The sequence below is a fragment of the Labrys sp. E2SS-1L genome (assembly GCF_057073705.1).
The window spans coordinates 3,663,240-3,680,899 of the sequence record NZ_CP172712.1 but is presented as its reverse complement, the minus strand read 5'-3'; the positions used below and the strand labels follow the sequence as shown (position 1 = coordinate 3,680,899).

At 62.1% G+C, this 17,660-nt stretch carries 18 protein-coding genes, 1 tRNA gene and 1 pseudogene; 9 read left to right on the top strand and 11 right to left on the bottom strand.

Annotation, left to right across the window (positions count from 1 at the left end):
- The 3 genes from ACIGJE_RS17090 to ACIGJE_RS17080 form a co-directional block, all read right to left on the bottom strand.
- Positions 1-1,503, bottom strand: coding sequence for a sugar ABC transporter ATP-binding protein (locus ACIGJE_RS17090; protein ID WP_311938374.1), 1,503 nt, complete (start codon positions 1,501-1,503; stop codon positions 1-3).
- A gap of 12 nt (positions 1,504-1,515) precedes the next feature.
- Positions 1,516-2,475: an ABC transporter permease gene (locus ACIGJE_RS17085; protein WP_483678149.1), complete on the bottom strand. Its 960-nt coding sequence runs from the start codon at positions 2,473-2,475 to the stop codon at positions 1,516-1,518.
- Between the two features lie 123 nt (positions 2,476-2,598).
- Positions 2,599-3,690 (bottom strand): sugar ABC transporter substrate-binding protein, encoded by a 1,092-nt coding sequence (locus ACIGJE_RS17080; protein ID WP_367622701.1) that lies wholly within the window; start codon positions 3,688-3,690, stop codon positions 2,599-2,601.
- A gap of 462 nt (positions 3,691-4,152) precedes the next feature.
- Between ACIGJE_RS17080 and ACIGJE_RS17075 the strand changes: the two genes are divergently transcribed.
- The 3 genes from ACIGJE_RS17075 (at position 4,153) to ACIGJE_RS17065 (ending at position 5,467) form a co-directional block, all read left to right on the top strand.
- Positions 4,153-4,242: transfer RNA gene (locus ACIGJE_RS17075), tRNA-Ser, on the top strand.
- A gap of 412 nt (positions 4,243-4,654) precedes the next feature.
- Positions 4,655-4,963, top strand: coding sequence for a hypothetical protein (locus tag ACIGJE_RS17070; protein WP_311938371.1), 309 nt, complete (start codon positions 4,655-4,657; stop codon positions 4,961-4,963).
- Positions 4,964-5,014: 51 nt separating this feature from the next.
- On the top strand, positions 5,015-5,467 hold the full coding sequence (locus ACIGJE_RS17065; RefSeq protein ID WP_311938370.1) for a hypothetical protein: 453 nt from the start codon (positions 5,015-5,017) through the stop codon (positions 5,465-5,467).
- Positions 5,468-5,655: 188 nt separating this feature from the next.
- On the opposite strand, the gene ACIGJE_RS17060 is transcribed toward ACIGJE_RS17065, so the two are convergent.
- From ACIGJE_RS17060 to ACIGJE_RS17040, 5 genes are all read right to left on the bottom strand, one after another.
- Positions 5,656-6,096 carry a lipid-binding SYLF domain-containing protein gene (locus ACIGJE_RS17060; RefSeq protein ID WP_311938369.1) on the bottom strand — a complete coding sequence of 147 codons (441 nt, stop codon included), beginning with the start codon at positions 6,094-6,096 and terminating at the stop codon, positions 5,656-5,658.
- Positions 6,097-6,314: 218 nt separating this feature from the next.
- Positions 6,315-6,845: a dihydrofolate reductase family protein gene (locus ACIGJE_RS17055; RefSeq protein WP_311938368.1), complete on the bottom strand. Its 531-nt coding sequence runs from the start codon at positions 6,843-6,845 to the stop codon at positions 6,315-6,317.
- Between the two features lie 270 nt (positions 6,846-7,115).
- Positions 7,116-7,316 (bottom strand): hypothetical protein, encoded by a 201-nt coding sequence (locus ACIGJE_RS17050; protein WP_156771352.1) that lies wholly within the window; start codon positions 7,314-7,316, stop codon positions 7,116-7,118.
- 194 nt (positions 7,317-7,510) lie between these two features.
- Positions 7,511-7,996 (bottom strand): hypothetical protein, encoded by a 486-nt coding sequence (locus ACIGJE_RS17045; RefSeq protein WP_068282915.1) that lies wholly within the window; start codon positions 7,994-7,996, stop codon positions 7,511-7,513.
- Between the two features lie 231 nt (positions 7,997-8,227).
- On the bottom strand, positions 8,228-8,869 hold the full coding sequence (locus ACIGJE_RS17040; protein ID WP_415084866.1) for a TetR/AcrR family transcriptional regulator: 642 nt from the start codon (positions 8,867-8,869) through the stop codon (positions 8,228-8,230).
- A 112-nt stretch (positions 8,870-8,981) separates the two neighbouring features.
- Here ACIGJE_RS17040 and ACIGJE_RS17035 point away from each other — a divergent pair, with 112 nt between their 5' ends.
- The 3 genes and pseudogenes from ACIGJE_RS17035 (at position 8,982) to ACIGJE_RS17025 (ending at position 11,919) form a co-directional block, all read left to right on the top strand.
- Positions 8,982-9,821, top strand: coding sequence for an oxidoreductase (locus ACIGJE_RS17035; RefSeq protein WP_415084864.1), 840 nt, complete (start codon positions 8,982-8,984; stop codon positions 9,819-9,821).
- A 239-nt stretch (positions 9,822-10,060) separates the two neighbouring features.
- Positions 10,061-11,534, top strand: a pseudogene (locus ACIGJE_RS17030) (FAD-dependent monooxygenase).
- Between the two features lie 103 nt (positions 11,535-11,637).
- The gene (locus ACIGJE_RS17025) at positions 11,638-11,919 is read left to right on the top strand and encodes a hypothetical protein (protein ID WP_311938362.1); all 282 of its coding nucleotides are present in this window, start codon (positions 11,638-11,640) and stop codon (positions 11,917-11,919) included.
- Positions 11,920-12,104: 185 nt separating this feature from the next.
- Here ACIGJE_RS17025 and ACIGJE_RS17020 read toward each other — a convergent pair whose 3' ends face one another.
- The 3 genes from ACIGJE_RS17020 to ACIGJE_RS17010 form a co-directional block, all read right to left on the bottom strand.
- Positions 12,105-12,431 carry a hypothetical protein gene (locus tag ACIGJE_RS17020; protein ID WP_415084862.1) on the bottom strand — a complete coding sequence of 109 codons (327 nt, stop codon included), beginning with the start codon at positions 12,429-12,431 and terminating at the stop codon, positions 12,105-12,107.
- A gap of 106 nt (positions 12,432-12,537) precedes the next feature.
- Positions 12,538-13,329 carry a YggS family pyridoxal phosphate-dependent enzyme gene (locus ACIGJE_RS17015; protein WP_415084860.1) on the bottom strand — a complete coding sequence of 264 codons (792 nt, stop codon included), beginning with the start codon at positions 13,327-13,329 and terminating at the stop codon, positions 12,538-12,540.
- A gap of 33 nt (positions 13,330-13,362) precedes the next feature.
- Positions 13,363-13,995, bottom strand: coding sequence for an FMN-binding negative transcriptional regulator (locus tag ACIGJE_RS17010; protein ID WP_415084858.1), 633 nt, complete (start codon positions 13,993-13,995; stop codon positions 13,363-13,365).
- A 118-nt stretch (positions 13,996-14,113) separates the two neighbouring features.
- On the opposite strand from ACIGJE_RS17010, the gene pdxR reads away from it, so the two are divergent.
- The 3 genes from pdxR (at position 14,114) to ACIGJE_RS16995 (ending at position 17,591) form a co-directional block, all read left to right on the top strand.
- Entirely contained in the window at positions 14,114-15,571 is a 1,458-nt protein-coding gene (gene pdxR, locus ACIGJE_RS17005) for a MocR-like pyridoxine biosynthesis transcription factor PdxR (protein WP_483678146.1), read from the top strand.
- 80 nt (positions 15,572-15,651) lie between these two features.
- The gene (locus ACIGJE_RS17000; RefSeq protein ID WP_415084854.1) at positions 15,652-16,380 is read left to right on the top strand and encodes a class I SAM-dependent methyltransferase; all 729 of its coding nucleotides are present in this window, start codon (positions 15,652-15,654) and stop codon (positions 16,378-16,380) included.
- A gap of 125 nt (positions 16,381-16,505) precedes the next feature.
- Positions 16,506-17,591: a PLP-dependent cysteine synthase family protein gene (locus ACIGJE_RS16995; RefSeq protein WP_311938354.1), complete on the top strand. Its 1,086-nt coding sequence runs from the start codon at positions 16,506-16,508 to the stop codon at positions 17,589-17,591.
- Positions 17,592-17,660 lie beyond the last annotated feature (69 nt).

Below are 17,660 nucleotides of genomic sequence, written 5' to 3'. Positions count from 1 at the left end.
TCACACCATGTGCCGGATGAGGTCGAGCGGCTCAGGCGGCGGCACCGCCATCGTGTCGAAGCGCGCCGTCTGGCGCCCGTCCTTCATCACGATGATCGTGTGAGCCAATCCGAGCGCCTCTTCCAAAGTGTCGCCGATCAGGATGACGGAACAGCCATTGGCACAAAGCTCGCGGATCAGGCCGTAGACATCCTCCTTGGCGCCGACATCGAGGCCACGGGTGGGATGATCGAGCAGGAAGATGCGGGCTCCGGCATTGTACCATTTCGCCAGCACCACCTTTTGCTGGTTACCGCCCGACAGGTTGGCGCAAAGCGTGTCGGCGCTGGGCGTCTTGATCCGCATGCGGTCGATGAGGTTGCGCGTCGCGCGGCCGATCTCGCCGAATTTCAGGATGCCGAAGCGGCTCATGCCCCTGAGATGAGCGAGGCTGATATTCTCCTCGACCGACATTTCCTCGACGATACCCTCGAATTTGCGCTCGCGCGGGACATAGCCGAGGCCCAGGGAGACGGCCTGGCTCGGGGAGACGAAACGCAGATTGCGGCCGCGATAGTGGGCGCTGCCGAGGTGAATCTTCTCCAGGCCGAACAGGCTGCGGATCAGGGCCTCGCTGCCGGCCCCCTCGGTGCCGACGAGGGCGAGGACTTCGCCGACGTGAAGATCGAGATCGATGTCGGCATAGGCCCGTGCCCGCGCCAGCCCCCTGGCCTGCAGGGCTATGTCCGCCCCGAACGGCGCCCGTCCTTCCTCCTTGTAGTAGGAACCCGTGGCGGCGCGCCCGACCATCAGGTGATGGATGCGCTCGGGGCTCGCCTCCTGCTTGGCCATCCGGCTGACGACGACACCATCCTTGAGGACATAGATCCGGTCGGAAATGTCGATGACCTCGTCGAGCCGATGCGAGACGAAGATGATGCCGGCCCGCTGCTTCAGCTTACGGATCGCGTCGAAGAGAATATCGATCTCCGCCTGCTCCAGCACGGAAGTCGGCTCGTCGAGCAGGATGCACAGGCTTCCTTCCACCGCCTCCTCCAGGGTCAGCACCTTGGCGAGCTCGACCATCTGGCGTTGCGCGAAGCTGAGCTCTGAGGTGGCGGCCAGGGGATCGATGTCGAGGCCAACCTTGGCGAGCTGATGCCTGGCGGCGGTGGCCATGCGCCGCCAATCGATGCGACCGAGGCGGATGAACGGGCTTTCGTGACCCAGGAAAATGTTCTCCGCCACCGACAGATTGGTGATCAGGGACTGCTCCTGGAACACCATGCCGATGCCGCGCGCCGCCGCATCCTTCGGGCCGGAGATCGAGGCCGCCTTGCCGTGAATGCGGATCTCGCCCGCATCGGGTTGATTAATGCCGTTGAGCACCTTCATCAGCGTCGACTTGCCGGCCCCGTTCTCGCCGACCAGGCCGACGACCTCGCCGGGCTTGACGGTGATCGAGACATTCTTGAGGGCCTCGACCTTGCCGAAGCGCTTGGTGATGTCGAGAAGTTCGAGCATGGCGCCGGCCCCTCACTTCACCACGGAGAGTGCGCGCAGGGGCGTATTCAAGAGAACCGCCCCGATGATCACCACGCCGAGCACGCCCTGCTGCACGAAGGTCGGCAGGCCGATGATGATCATGCCGTTGTTGAGCACCATCACGATCAGCACGCCGACGAGCGTGTTGAACACCCCGCCCTTGCCGCCGGTCAGCGCGGTTCCCCCCACCACGACGGCACTGATCGCGGTGAACAGTTGTCCGCTGCCGATCAAGGCGCTGCCGGCGCCCAATCGCGCGCAGGCGAGGATGGCCCCTACCCCGAAGAAGACCCCCGCCAAGGTGAAGGCGAGGATGCGGACGCGCCCGGCTGCGACGCCGGAAGCCCTGGCAAGATCCTCGCCGCCACCCAGCGCCATGATGTGACGGCCGAGGCGGGTATGATCCTGCACATACCAGGCGATGAGCAGCATGAAGGCTGCGACATAGACGGCCAGGGGAACGCCGGCCAGACGAGAGAGCGCCAAAGCGCGGATCGACGGATCGAGGATCTGCACCCTTTCACCACCGAGCAGGACCGTGGCGAGGCCGGTGCCGACGAAACCCATGCCGAGGCTGACCATGAAGGACGGCACCTTCATGGCCACATGGATGGTGCCGACGATGCAACCGAAGGCAGCCGCCGTCGCAAGCGCCAAAGGCAGTGCGAGCAGGCCGAGATCGAAGCCCGAGCCGGTGGAATTGGCCACGAAGGCGCAGAGCGCTGCCGCCGTCACCGCCATCGATCCCTCGATGGACAGATCGATGGATCCCATCAGGATGATGAAGGTCACGCCCAGGGCCAGGGTCAGCGGCGCTGCCGCCGACGCGGCCACGCGGATGAGATTGCCGAGCGAAAGAAAATGCGCGTCCAGCAACGAAATGCCGAGGCACAGGCCGAGCAGGACCAGAACCGGCGCAGCACGCGCGAGGGATTGTCTGGAGATCACCATTTCGACTGTCTCGGTTCGAGAGTTCCGTACAATCCTTGCGAGAGGGGCGATGCGCGAACGCCGGTGGGGAAAGGCTGGGAGAGACCTTGCCCCGCGTGTCGCGCATCGCCGACGGGCGCGATCTCAGTAGGTGATCTGGCCCGTAACCTTGCCCCACAGATCGTTCCAGTCGACCTTGGGTGTCTCGTCGATATTGGCCTTCCAATAGGCCTCGACATCCGCCTGCGTGATCATGACACCGGTACCGTAGAACTCGCGGTGTTCCTTGGGTTCCTTGGAGGGAGAGAAAGCGCCGGTCGCCGCATGATAGCCCAGGGAAAGGGCGATGCCGCCGATCCAGTAGGGATTCCAGTCGACGGTTGCGGCCATTTCCTTGTTGCGGATCGCCGTGACCGCATCCTTGGTGCCGTCGATGCCGGTGACCTGGACCTTGCCGGCCAGGCCTTCGGCGCGTAGCGCCTCGAGCGCACCGACGGCCATGCCGTCATTGGCGGCCCAGATGCCCTTGATCTTGTCGCCGAAGCGCGTGATCCAGGCGGCCACGACATTGTTGGCCTTGGTGGAATCCCAGTCGGCATCCTGGAAATCGAGGAGTTCGACCTTGCCATTGGCCTTGATCGCATTCATCAGGCCCTGCTTGCGCTGGATGGCGGGGGCATTGGAGGCAATGCCGCCAAGCGCCACGATGCCGCCCTCACCACCGAAACTGTCGAACAGGGCCTTGGCCGTCTGCTCGCCGGCCGGCACGCCGTTGAACGACATGTGGGCAACGTAGTTGTCGCCGAAATCCCAGGGATGCAGATCGTCGGGCTTGTTCCACACCGTGACGACATGAGCACCGGCCTTGGCGACGGCTTCCACGATCGGCCGGGCATCGGGAACATCGTTGGGATCGACGCCCAGCACCAGCTTGTTGCCGACCTTGGCCAGCATGGCCTTGATGTCGGCGATCCCCTTTTCGCTGTTGCCCTCCGTCACCAGGGCCGCATAGGACGCACCCACCGTATCGGCATAGGCCTTCGAGCCCTTGTCCCAGGCGACGTGAAAGGCGTTCGAGAGCGAACGGATCGAGCTGGCAAATTGCAGGTCGGATGCCGCGAAGGCACGCCTTGCACCGGCAGGCAGCAACAAAGACCCGGCCGCGAGGGCCGAACCGATCAGAAAGCGACGGCGTTCGATCAGCGCCGCCTCGATGAAATCAAGGCCAGAAGCCATTGGACTATTCCTCCTCGGATCTCGTTGTTCGAGAGACGGCTTTTCATGCTTATGGTTCGCGCCGTCGATCTTTAATTAAATTGATGAATTTAAGTGAGTCAAGCGCGTTTCTTACGTGGATGAGACGAGGGTGCACCTGTCGGATGGCACAGGGAATTGGGATGGGACGTTGCCGAACCTTGATCCCGGAACCGTGGGTGTGTTCGAACCACGCTGGCGAAGCCGCGGGCGCTCAAACCGCGCAATCGCTGCGGGTTGCCTCGGGATGGCGTTGGCTCGTCCGCCGATGTCGACGCCCGTCTACAGGGCCGGCGGCAAAGGCCGGATCGCGGCATTCGAGCGTCCATCGCCGCCGGCATGAGCGATCTAAGACCTTTCTCGATGCAGAAGGTCTTGACGAAGCCCCCTACTCTGCTAGACCGCCCCTATTCGCGCGACCTCGTTGCGAGCGCGCGAATATGTGGAAGGGTGGCCGAGTGGTTTAAGGCAACGGTCTTGAAAACCGTCGTAGGCGCAAGTCTACCGTGGGTTCGAATCCCACCTCTTCCGCCATTTCAATCTCTTCTGACCACTTCAAATGCCGCCATTTCTTGCTCTGGCGCACTCGCCTAGCCCAGGCTTGTCGCAGCAATCGTTGCTGTATGAGCGATTGGCCAAAGTTGAGCAGGCCACAATGTCCTGAAGGGATACCTATCTGGGCGCACCCCTGCGGTCGCGCGAAGGGCGACCCTGGCTGTTGTCCGATTAAAACCATTTCCGCTCTCGGAGCGGCCACGCCGCCGATTGGCACCGCAAGAAAGCGCCGGCAGGCACTTCCTGTTTCCGCTGGTACTTTCCACACAGTTCAGTTTTTTATAAGTCTGGTGAGTTTCCAACGTTTACACGGCTAAGAACACCCATAGTGCAATCTCACAAATGCCCTTCAGGTATCTTGCCTACCGGTTGCACCCGCTAAGAATGAAGCATGTCAGACAACGGCAGCATCCCGACCTCCCCACCACCGAAGGCGGAAGAAAAGTGCAAAAATATGTTTGGTTTGCGCCCTCTTAAAATTGCACTTATCGCCGCAGGCATCGCGGGAATTGACTGGCAGATCGCGGTTACAGAATGGAACGTCAATAATTTACGCACAAGGGGTTTCGAAGACTTCGTTATCGAGGGCACGCGAATGCACGCTTATTTCCCTCTCTTCGGTGGCATCATAGGCTCCGCGGTAAGCATATTTATTGTAAAATTGGTCAAAGATGCATGGAAATCGAGCAACAATAATTGAATTATTTTTCCACTTAGAAGCGCATCTGCGGCCAAATCATCAAGACACCATATGCATGAAGATCTGAAATATGCCAAAAATAGCCCCATGATTATCCGACTTTCTATAACTATTCTTTCAGTTTCCTTCTATGTATTCGCTCTGTGGTTGCCTGCAATTCATGGCCATGGATCAAGCTTATATGGTTTGTTTTTGTTATTGTTGGGGTGGATTAAAGCTATGACTCTCGAATGTGAGGCTTGGCTGGCAAATCCGATCTTCGCGATGTCGCTCATATTCTTCCTTGCTGCGGAGTATAAAATATCAGCGCTGTCGGCTATCGTAGCCGCCCTAGTCGGATTGGATACCTTTCGCCTTGAACGGTTTGAGATCGATGAAGCGGGTAATTGGGTTCCGTTCGAGCGCGCAGGTTCAGCCTTCTACGCCTGGGAACTGAGCTTCGTCATTTTGGCGGCCGGTGCTCTCTATCTTTGGAAACGGACGCAACAGCCCGCTTCCCCATAGATAATACGCATAGGCGCGCGTACCTCTTATCCAAGTCCGGCTACACTAACGGCTGAATGAGACGGCGAACTGCGACGTTCGGGCCGCAATATGCTCGCGGGCCATGGTGAACAAAGTTGGCGGCCGTCATAGAACGCAAAGCGAAAGATACCCGCCATCTTCCGATACGGCCGCCATTGCAATCGCCCTTACTTCATTGAGATCGCCAGGCCGGTGACATCGGCGTTGACCTGCAGACCGACCTGCCTGCCCTGGAGTTCGAGCTGGGCACCCTTTCCGTTGGTCATGACGATCACCTGCGCGCCCTTGCCGACGGCGCCGCCGCCGCCTGCCGCGCCATAGACCCCTGTCGCGTCTCGGACGCGGTAAATATTGCGCACCCTGCCCTGGAAATAAGTCTTGGACGCGCCGAAAGCGAGGCCGCCCGAGATGCCGCCGATGGAGATGGGATAGCGGCGACCATGGAAGGTCAAGGTGCCCTCACCTCCGGAGCCTCCCACGAAGAAGGCGGCCTTGTAGACGTAAAAGCGGATCGTACCGCTGTCGGCTTGGGCGGAACTGGCGAGGCCGATGCCGGCCGTAGCGACAACCGCAGCGACGATTGTGCGAAATCTGGGCGAAATATTCATGATGCACATCTTTCAAAATTGCCGGTCATCCGGCTGAAGGGCATGTGAGCGTCATGCCAAAGCTAGAGCTAAACAGTCTCGCCCGTCGTTGGTTCCAGGCATGCCGGTTCGAATAGCCGCCCCCCTGGCTTCATCGAACGGCCTTCAACGCGACCATCGCCACTTGCGGACAGTATCGCCCCGATGCGCTGGCGCGATCCCCCGGGTGCGTTGCGCGATCAGGCCGGCACATAGGTCAACCGGATCACATCCGTGCCGATCAAGTCGCTGGCCACAAGGCGCAGCGGCGGCCGGGGCCCGGCAAAGAACGGCTTGCCGCGACCGAGCACGACGGAGTGGAAGTAGAGGCGATATTCATCGATGAGGCCAAGATCGGTCAGGCTTTGAGCCAGGTCTGGTCCTGAAACCGAAATCTCCCCATCGAGCTCGCTCTTCAACCGGCCTATCAGAGCCGCAATGTCCTCCGCGACAAGCGTGGCGTTGGGGCCGACTGATTTCAACGAGCGCGACGCGACCCATTTCGGCTGGCCACGCCACGCCGCCGCGAAAGCGCGGAGATCCGAGGTCCACTCAGGATGGTCTTCATCCCAATAGCGCATGACCTCGTACATGCGGCGGCCATAGACACTGCCCGCCAGATTACGCACATGCTCTATCCAGTGACGGAAGAGCGTGGGATCCGGCGCGAAGTCCTGGTGGTCGACATAGCCATCCAGGGACAGATTCATTCCGAAGATGATCCTCGCCATACCGCCAAGCCTCCAGCCCAAATCTCCTGGAATATTTTGACGGGCTGCCGGATATGGCAATCAAATTCGCAGATTGCCGGGGCCAAGCCCGGGATAGACCTGCAAGGTGAGCGACGGTGATCAGCCAGGCTAAGGCAGTCGGCACGGAGCCCCGCCGCGAAACGGTGAGAAACTTCGCTCATGTATCCGGGTTTCATAATCCCGGTTGCCGCCCCTCCGGCCCGTGAGGCCAGAGGGGTCTTGTTTGCGTCCGGCGCTGCGCAAGCGCCCTTATCGGCAGACGCGCCGCGTCACCCACACCGGCCGGCCATGCTTGAAGGTCTTGGTCTTGACGACCTTGCACACCGGGCGATGGTGGTGGCGATCAAAACCCGGATGCCGCCAGTCATGCCGGGGCGCCGCCGAGGCAGCAAGAGTTGTTCCGCCAAGTGCCGCAATGGAAAGGACGACGGCGCAAATAAGCTTTTTCATAATATTCTCCTAGAAAAGCCGCCCCCAGCTATGGGGAGCAAACTAGCGAGACAAAAATGAACGGTTTCTGAAAAATGATAGTATCAGTCACGGCATGATGAGCGCTGTGGAATGATGGTTAATGGGTGCGTCGACTGCAAGCCCTAGCCCTGCCGGGCTGCATGTCAGCGATGGCCGTCACGCCAGCGAGGCTGTCATGCCACAACCCTCCCCTGCCGGCGGAGATAGACGATCTGGGCCGTCAGGCCGACGATGAGCAGGACGAGAAGGCTGCCCTGAGCCCCGAGGAGGAGTGGCGACTTCAAGTCGGTGACGAGGGGATGGCCGTCCGGCACACGGCGCAGGGTCTCGGTGACCGTCGGCACCATCAGCAGGAAGACGGTCAGGCTCAGGCAGATCGTCTCGATGAAGCGCTTGGTGCGTTCCAGCCCCGGAAGCCGCCCAACGCCATAGCCTGCGACCAGCAACATGATGGTCGCCGCACCGATGACATAGCTCACCGGCTGATGCGCAACGAGAAATGCCGTTGCGGCACCGATGACCATCGAGATGAAATAGATGATGCCGGATGTCGAGCCAGGTACAATCCGCCCGTGGCGAATAAGCATATAAAGAGCCAGCGGAATGGCGGGCAAGCTGCCGAGTGTATGCACCCAGCCGATCGGAGAGATTCCAAACATCTCAGTCTCCTATTTTTCTTCCAACTAGAAGGTAGTTGAGCAGGCAAACTCAACACACACCTTCAAAGTTGAGCCGGACCGATCGAGGGGGAGCCCTCAGCCGATTTTCCGATCTTTACGGGGATGAAAAATGCCTCATTCCGTCCGCTAAGTGAGGCACTCACTATCTACCTTCTGGTAGGGTGGCTGTCAAGTCACTCGCCTGATGGACCGGGCATCGTCCCACGGCCCCTAGGAGCGCTTGATCTGCTCGATCAGGTCGGTGCGACGCGACGGGCTGGCAAAGCCGAGAAGAAGCGTGGAAGCGCCAATCCGGAAAGCGCTATCAAGATCCTCATCTTGAAGTTCGCCCGCGATCCAGAACGAGACGCAACCCCGGAAATTGAAGGCAAGCTGGTCTGCCAGCACGGCCTGGGCAAGCGCCTTCGTCTCGACGGTCATGCCAGCGAAATCCCCCAATGCCAGCAACCAGAGTTCCCGCGAGTTCTGCCGCACCGGACCGGGCTCGGAATTGGCAACGCCGAGCGATCCCACCACCGCCTTGTGGACGTCCGGCTTCTCCAGCAGGAGCGCGACGCTGATCCGTCCCATTGCCAACACATGGTCGATCGCGTCACCGGCGGGGGCCTCGTCGCCGAATTGCGTCGCCATCCGCTGGATCAGGCGGGCCGAAAGCGCCTGCATGATCGCATTTTTGCTGCCGAAATGATTGAACGGCGTTGCGAACCCTACGCCCGCCTCGGCCGCCAGCGCCCGCATCGAGAAATCCGCTGTCTCGCCTTTTTCAAGCAAGCGCTCGGCGGCGTCGAGTACGACCTCCCGGGCAAGCTGCCTGTTCCTTTCCCTGAGGGGCTGTCGCTCCGTTCCGGCCATGACCGCTTCAACTCCCTGTTTCGAGCATCACTTGAAAAGCTATATCACGATATATAATTAAGTTCACGATATAATATGGCGAGCCAGATGGCGCGCTGCAAAAGGAGCTCCCATGAGCAACAACAAGACCTTTCTCATTACGGGTGTCAGTTCGGGGCTGGGCAAAGCCTTTGCCGAAGGCGCGCTTGCAGCCGGGCACCAGGTGATCGGCACGGTCCGCAATGCGGAGGCGGCACAGGCATTCATGGTGCTTGCACCGGGCCGTGCGCATGCCATGCTGCTCGATGTGACGAATTTTGATGCCGTTCCGAAGGCCGTTGCCCAAGCGCAGGACGAGGTTGGTCCCATCGACGTCCTCGTCAACAATGCCGGCTACGGCCATGAGGGTATCCTGGAGGAATCGTCGCTGGACGAGATGCGTCGCCAGTTCGACGCCAATGTGTTCGGCGCGGTCGCGATGATCAAGGCGGTGTTGCCGGGCATGCGGGCGCGGCGTTCCGGCCATATCGTCAACGTCACCTCCATGGGAGGCTTCATCACCATGCCGGGCATCAGCTATTACTGCGGCAGCAAGTTCGCCCTCGAAGGCATCTCCGAAGCACTCGGCAAGGAAGTGAAGCCTCTTGGCATCCATGTGACGGCGTTGGCGCCGGGCCAGTTCCGCACCGACTGGGCCGGGCGCTCGATGGTTCGCTCCGAGCGCAGTCTTGCCGCCTATGATGCGGTCATGGACCCGATCCGCGCCGCCCGGCAGGCAAAAAGCGGCAATCAGCCGGGTGATCCCGCCAAGGCCGCACAGGCGCTGCTCAAACTCGTCTCGGCCGAGAACCCGCCAGTCCGGCTCTATCTCGGGGTCGATGCGCTCAAGCTCGTCCGCGACAAGATCGATGCGATGAAGGCGGAAATGGTGGCTTGGGAAGAAGTCTCCCGTTCGACCGACTTCATCGAGTGAGCCTGATCGGAGAGGCCGTTGCTGCGCTGACGGGACGAAGATTCCTACCCGGCGCCGCTTGGCTTCCCTGTCCTGTTCGCTATCGGGGGCGGTGAAACTGCCTGGATCCGCAGGCGTCCTGTCGGTGTTCGGCGAATGCCGCTCCTTCCACTCTGATATAGGGCGCCGCCCCCTCTTGCTTCAAGATGTCGGTCATCGCGTAGAAAACGGGCCCCGACCGTGATTTCGTGAGGTGGCAGATGTATTCGTCCGGACATGACGTGGTCATCGCTGGAGGTGGCCCGACCGGGTTGATGCTGGCGGGTGAACTGGCCCTGGCGGGTGTCGACGTCGCCATCGTCGAACGGCGCTTGAATTCAGGACGTCGAGGGTTCGCGCGCAAGCGGGTTGCATCCGCGATCGATCGAGGTGCTGGACCAGCGCGGCATCGCCGATCGCTTTGTCGCACAGGGCGAAAAGCATCGGGTCGTGCCGTTTGCCGGAACGGTTCTGGACGCCAGCGACCGTGCAACCCGCCACAACTACACGCTCGCGCTGTGGCAGGCCAAGATCGAGCGCCTTCTCGCCGATTGGGTTTCCGAATTGGCGGTGCCGGTCTATCGGGGCTGTGAGGTGACGGGCTTCACGCAGGACGACACCGGTGTAAATATCGGATTGGACGATGGCCGGACGATGCGGGCGCAATATCTTGCCGGCTGCGACGGCGGTCGCAGCCTTGTCCGTAAGACGGCGGGGATCGAATTCCCCGGATGGGATCCCGACATCAGCTATCTGATTTTCGAAGCCGACATGGCGGACGAACCGCCCATCGGCATGCGCCATGGCGCAAGAGGTGTCTATGCCCTTGGCCGGTTGGAGGACGGCAAGCGCGTCCGCGGCGTCGTGACGGAGCAGCGTCTCGAACCAGGCAGCAAACCCACGGTGGACGAACTCCGCGGGACGCTTGCCGCCGCCTATGGGTCGGATTTCGGCATCAACGACGTCACTTGGCTGTCGAGGTTCACCGACGCTGCCCGACAGGCGGCTTCCTATCGGCAGGGACGCGTGCTGCTCGCCGGTGACGCCGCCCATGTGCATTCTCCGGTCGGCGGACAGGGCCTCAATGTCGGCCTGCAGGATGCCGTCAATCTGGGATGGAAGCTGGCACAGGTGGTCAAGGGCATCTCACCGGACGACCTGCTCGACACCTATCATGCCGAACGGCATCCGGTGGGAGCAGCCCTGTTGAAACACACCCTCGCGCTCACGGCTCTCAATCGCGGCGATGAACGAACGAAGGCCTTGCGCGAGATGATGGCGCCGGTGATGCAAATGGATGCTCCACGCATCTGGTATGGCGCCATGATGTCCGGCCTCGACATTCACTACGACCTCGGTGAGGGGCATCCGCTGCTCGGCCGCCGCATGCCCGATCTCGACCTGGTCGGCGCCAAAGGGCCAGTTCGAGTTTTCGATCTCCTGCGCGATGCCCGGCCCGTGCTGCTTGATCTCGGAGTGCCCGGCAGCCTCGACATTCCGGGATGGGCGGATCGCATCGCGCTGGTCGAGGCGAGATTCGAAGGGATATGCGAGCTTCCCGTGATCGGCCCGGTCTCATCGCCAATCGCCGTGTTGATCCGGCCCGACGGCCACGTCGCCTGGGTCGGGAATGGAGACGCACGGGGCCTCGAGGCTGCCCTCGGAACCTGGTTCGGGAAACCAGCGACGCGATAGGATTTGGGCGAGGCGATTGGATACGGATGATGAAATTCATTCAGCATCCATTCATATTACGTAACGGAATGTCAGTGTCGTCAAATCCGACTGGAGATTTTCAATGAAAAAGCTTCTTCTTGCTGCCCTGATTGCCGTCGGCGCGTTGTCTGCCAGCGTTGCACCGTCATCCGCCCTTGCTCCGGTTCATCTGGGCACTCCCGCCGCAACGCAGGCCGAGCAGGTCGGCTGGCATGGCTGGGGGAAGCATGGCTGGCGCCGGCACCACGACAATGGCCTGCATCGGGGCTGGAGGCGCGGTCGCCATGAAGGCTGGCGCCGGCATGGCGGACGGCACGGGCATGACGGCTGGCGCAGGCATGGTGGCCGGCATCACCGTTGGTGATCGTCTGCGCGCGGCAGCAATGTCGCCAATCAAGTCACCCGACAAAAAAGCCCGACGCTTCATGCGCCGGGCGAGTTCTATTGGGGTACTATCGTCAGCCGACCTCTCCTCATCGTCGTGGCCGTTGACTGGCGCGAGTGTGTCGACGGCCTGTGACTTCGGCGTGATTCCAGAGGTCCTCTGTTCTATCGTACCGCCCTGTAAAAGGTCGTCGCACCGAGGCTGGCGCTCCGGTCGGTGACCTCGCTCACGGCCTGTCCCTGCAGCAACCAGATCAGCCCCATCACGTCATAACGTACAAGCGGTGCCGTCGGGTGCAGACCGAAGAGGTCATCGGCGCTCCAGCCGAGTTCGGCCACTTGGTCACCCCAATCGGTCAGGAACTCGATCGCGTCATGTTTGGCCTGCTGCCAGCGTTTGGCGTCGCCAATCGGATTGGTTTTCTGGAGCTTGGCCAATTCCTCGGCAAAGGGGCCCACATAGGTTTGGGCGATGGCGAGCGCTGCAGGCATGTTCGAACTCCGTCTTGAGATAGACGGATTCACGCCCCGAACGGTGTAGATTCGGTTGCCTGATCCTTCCTGCCGAGAACCGGTGCTCGCTTTTCGACGCGATGTCTTAGCCTGGCGCGAAGCCGGGCCAATAATGCCCGTCGGGAGTCGGGCGTTTGCCGAAGATGGCCTGGCCGACGCGAACCACGTCGGCCCCCTCCTCGATCGCGGCTTCGAAATCGCCGGACATGCCCATGGAGAGCTCTGTCAAGGCCGCATTGCGTTTTACCGCTCGATCACGCAGGGCCCGCAGCAAGCGAAAGCAGGGGCGCACGCGGGCCATGTCGTCGCTGAACAGCGCCAATGTCATCAGCCCGCGGGGGCGCAAGCGCGCGAAGCCCTCGAGCCGGTCGACGAAATCGAGCATGGCATCGGGATGCAGGCCGAACTTGCTCTCCTCGCCCGAGGTATTGACCTGGACGTAGACGTCGAGGAAGCGATCCTCGATGGCGAGGCGCCTGTCCAGCATCTCGGCGACGCGCAGGCTGTCGAGGGCGTGAAACTCGCGGGCAAAACGGGCGAGATATTTCACCTTGTTGGTCTGCAGATGCCCCACGATGCTCCAGGCGATCGGCAGGTCGGCGAGGTCGTCGCGCTTGCTCTGCGCCTCCTGGATCTTGTTCTCGCCGAAGTCGCGGATACCGGCGGCGAAGGCGAGCCGCAGCACGGGAGCCGGCACGGTCTTGGTGATGGGAAGAAGGCGCACCGCGGCCGGCTGCCGGCCCGCGCGCAGGCTGGCCGCCTCGATCCTGCGTTCGACCTCGGTGAGATTGGCAGCGAAACTTGCCCTTGGATCGGGGCCGAAGCGGGCAATGTCGGTCTCGCCGAGAGCGGCCGCATCGGCGTGAAGTTCGTTCATTTCAAGCATCCAGTCTCGTATCGCGCCGCCGTATCAAAGCGGATCGAGGGGAATGAGTGAGGCGATCCGGCGATCGGCCGGATCGGGGCTGTCGGCGAGCGCGCGCGCCACGCCGTCCCGATCGGCAGCCGGCCGGTTCTGGCTCAGCTTGCGCTTGCCTTCCAGGCGACGGATTGCCAGCCGCACCCCGACGATGCCGCGCAGTTGTGCCTGGACGAATGCCGGCGGCGCATCGGCAACCTGCCAGGGCGTGGCCATCGCCCCCTCGCGCAGATTGGTGAGGCGGGTGACGGCCTCGAGCAGGCGCACGGGATCTTCGAAAAATTCCACCGGCCCATAGGCGTGGACGGCTTCGTAGTTCCAGGTCGGCACGACCTTGTGATGTTCGCGCTTGGCGGCATACCAACTGGGCGAGACATAGGCGTCGGCGCCCATGAAGATGGCCATGGCGTCGCCGATCGGCTCGGCCTGCCATTGCGGATTGGCCCGGGCAAGATGACCATAGAGCGTGCCATGCTCTCCTTCGTCCGGGTCGAAGAGCAGTGGCAGGGGCGTGCCGATCGGGCCGTTGGCGGTTGCGGTCACCAGGGTGCTCAGGCGCGTATCCCGCATCAGCCGAAGCAGGATGGCCGGATCGTCTTCGCGGAAGGCGGGCGGTATGTACATCGTAGGGGACTCGTGAAAATTCGGCTCGTGAAAACTCGACTTGGTTTCCAGTCAAGATAGGAGCAAACTGGCTTAACAAGAACGTCCAGTTCGGGTGATTTTGGCTAGACCAGTTGTCATGACGCAAGATCGACAGGTCCGGGGTCCGGGAGCCAGGCAGATCTATGACGTGCTGCGGGCTCAGATCCTGGCGGGAACCTATGGGGATGCGGGTGCCCTGCCCTCTTCGCGCGCCTTGGCATCCGAACTCGGCGTAGCCCGCGCGACCGTCACCTCGGCCTATGAGCAGTTGTCGGCAGAAGGTTTCATTCGCAGCCGCCAGGGCGCCAGGCCGAAAGTAGCCGCCCTTCTCGACCGCACACCGCCGTCATCGCCGGCGTTGACGAGCTCTGCGCCCCCGCCGCTGTCGAGCTATGGCGCGCGCCTCGCCCAGCAACCGGCCTCTCCTCCGTCAGCAGCGCGGCCTGCCGTCGATTTCCGTTATGGCGACCTTGCCGCGTCGGACTTTCCCACGCCGATCTGGCGACGCGCCATATTGGGGGCGCTGGCGCAAAGGCCGGATCGCCTTTCCTATGGCCATCCGGCCGGCTCGCTCCGATTGCGGCGGGCCCTGCAGGGTTATCTCTGGCGGGCGCGTGCGCTGCGTTGCGAGGCCGAGCAGATCATCATCGTCAACGGATCCCAGCAGGGGTTGGATCTGTGCAGCCGCCTCCTGCTCGATCCCGGTGATGGTGCGATCGTGGAAGATCCCTGCTATCGGATGGCTCGGGACATTTTCGCCGCGGCCGGTGCCAGGGTCATGCCAATTCCGGCCGATCAGGACGGACTGGACACCTCGCGGCTCGACAACGCCGCGGCACGGCTCGCCTATGTCACGCCCTCGCATCAGTTTCCGCTCGGCAGCGTGCTGTCGATCGCCAGGCGTCACCGCTTGCTCGCCTGGGCCCAGGAGCGCGACGCCTATCTGATCGAGGACGATTACGACAGCGAGTATCGCTACGACATCAATCCGGTGCCGCCGCTTCATGGCCTGGGCCACGGCCGGAACGTCCTCTATCTCGGCACGGTTTCGAAGACCATGTCCCCAACCCTGCGCATCGGCTATCTGATGGTCCCTTCCGGCCTCGCTGCCATTTTCACGCACGCCAAGCAGATCATGGATAGGCACAGCCCGGCCTTGGAGCAGGAAGCCCTCGCCACTCTCCTGGAGACCGGGGCCTATGAACGCCATATCCGGCGCATTCGCCGGCGCATGGCCGAACGCCGCGATACCCTGCTCGAAGGGCTGCGGCAGTGTTTCGGCGACAGGCTTGCCGTCGAGGGAGCCAAGGCGGGCCTTCACATCATCGCATGGTTCCGCCATATTCCGGCGGCCCTGGAGGGGGAACTGATCCGGAAAGCCGGCCAGGTCGGGCTCGGTCTCCACCCCCTGACGCCACTCTATGCCGCGGGCAGCGCGACGAGGCCGGATCAAGCCGGCCTGGTGATGGGCTATGGCAGCCTGGATGTGCGCCAGATCAGGAGGGGCGTCGAATTGCTGGCCAATTGCGTGGCAGAGGTCGAAAGCGGCAACTGAAGCCGTCCTGGCATCGCTTTCTTTTCCGACGCGCATGGAGCAGCGGCCACCTGCAAGGAATATTGAAGGAAGAGATTGGGATGGCGCAGAACATTTACGACCGTCAGGAATTTTTCGACGGATACAGCCAATTGCCTCGCTCGGTCCACGGCCTGTCGGGAGCGCCGGAATGGCCGGACATTCGAGCCCTGATCCCCGATCTCGCCGGCGAGCGCGTGGTCGATCTCGGCTGCGGATTCGGCTGGTTCAGCCGATGGGCCCTCGATCACGGGGCGGCGAGCACGCTTGGCTTCGACCTCTCCGAGAAAATGCTCGCGCGAGCCCGGGAGATGACGGCGAGTTCCAGGGCTGAATACCGGATTGCCGACCTCGAAACCCTCGAACTGCCGGCGGCCGATTTCGATTTCGCCTATAGCTCGCTGGCTTTCCACTATGTCGTGGATTTCGGCCGCCTGGCCAAAACTATCTATGACAGCTTGCGGCCAGGTTCCGGCTTCGTCTTTTCCATCGAACACCCGATCTACATGGCTCCGAGCCATCCGGGCTGGCAGCACGATGAGGAGGGCCGGAGGATCTGGCCGCTCGATCGCTATTCCGTGGAGGGCGAGCGCACCACCGACTGGCTGGCCAAGGGCGTCGTCAAATATCATCGCACCCTCGGGACGACGCTGAATACCCTGATCGACGTCGGCTTCGCGATCAGGCGCGTCGTGGAATGGAGCCCGACGGAAGAACAGGTGGCACAGCACTCCGCGCTTGCGGAAGAGCGCGATCGGCCGATGATGGTGATCATATCCGCTGGGCGCTGAGCCGGTACCGGAGAAAACATCAGCACTTTTCCGGAGCTTTCTCGACCTCTTCACGAGCGGCTCACGCCTCGATGCTATCACGCGGTTGCAAAAAGCGACGAACCGAAAGCCAAGGAGCAGGTGAGATGACCCAACAGTCCCAGTCCAGAACGACATCCGGCCGCGGCCGCCTTTTCGACAGCATCCTGGAGACGGTGGGCGACACACCCGTCATCAAGATCAACAACATCGCCCCTGATCATGCCACGATCTACGTCAAGGCGGAGTTCTTCAACCCGGCCGCTTCGGTGAAGGACAGGCTGGCGCTGAGCATCATCGAGCATGGCGAACGCACCGGCGCGCTCAAGCCGGGCATGACCGTGGTCGAGGCGACCAGCGGCAATACCGGCATCGGCCTTGCCATGGTGTGTGCGCAGAAAGGCTATCCGCTGGTCGTCACCATGGCGGACAGCTTCTCGATCGAACGCCGCAAGCTCATGCGCATGCTCGGCGCCAAGGTGGTGCTGACGCCACGTGCCCAGAAGGGCTTCGGCATGTATCGCAAGGCGGTGGAACTGGCCGAGGCCAATGGCTGGTTCCTGGCCCATCAGTTCGAGACCGAGGCCAATGCCGCCATCCATGAGGCGACCACGGCACGCGAGATCATCAACGATTTCGCCGGCAAGCGGCTCGACGTCTTCGTCACCGGCTATGGCACCGGCGGCACCGCCGTTGGCGTCGGGCGCGTGCTGCGCCGGGAACGCCCCGATACCCGTATCGTGCTGTGCGAACCCGCCAATGCCCAATTGGTCGGCAGCGGCCAGAAGCAGGAACGCGATGCCGATGGTTCGCCGACCGTTGGCCATCCTGCATTCGAGCCGCATCCGATCCAGGGCTGGACGCCGGACTTCATCCCCAAGGTGCTGCAGGAAGGGATCGACAACAAGCTCTATGACGAGCTCGTTCCGATCGCCGGTGCCGAAGGCGTGAAATGGGCCAAGGCCCTGGCCCAGAAGGAAGGCATCTTTGTCGGCATTTCCGCCGGCGCCACCTTTGCCGTCGCCCGCCAGATCGCCGAGAAGGCGCCCGCCGGCTCCGTCATCCTCTGCATGCTGCCCGATACCGGCGAGCGCTATATGACGACACCCTTGTTCGATGGCATCGAGGCGGAAATGGATGCCGAGGAGATCGCGCTTTCGAAGTCGACGCCGGGCTATCAGTTCCCGGAATGATCCCTGGGATCGCAGGCGTCTCGCCTGCATCTCCCTCCCCCACAAGTGCGACGTTTCCAGGATGCAGGC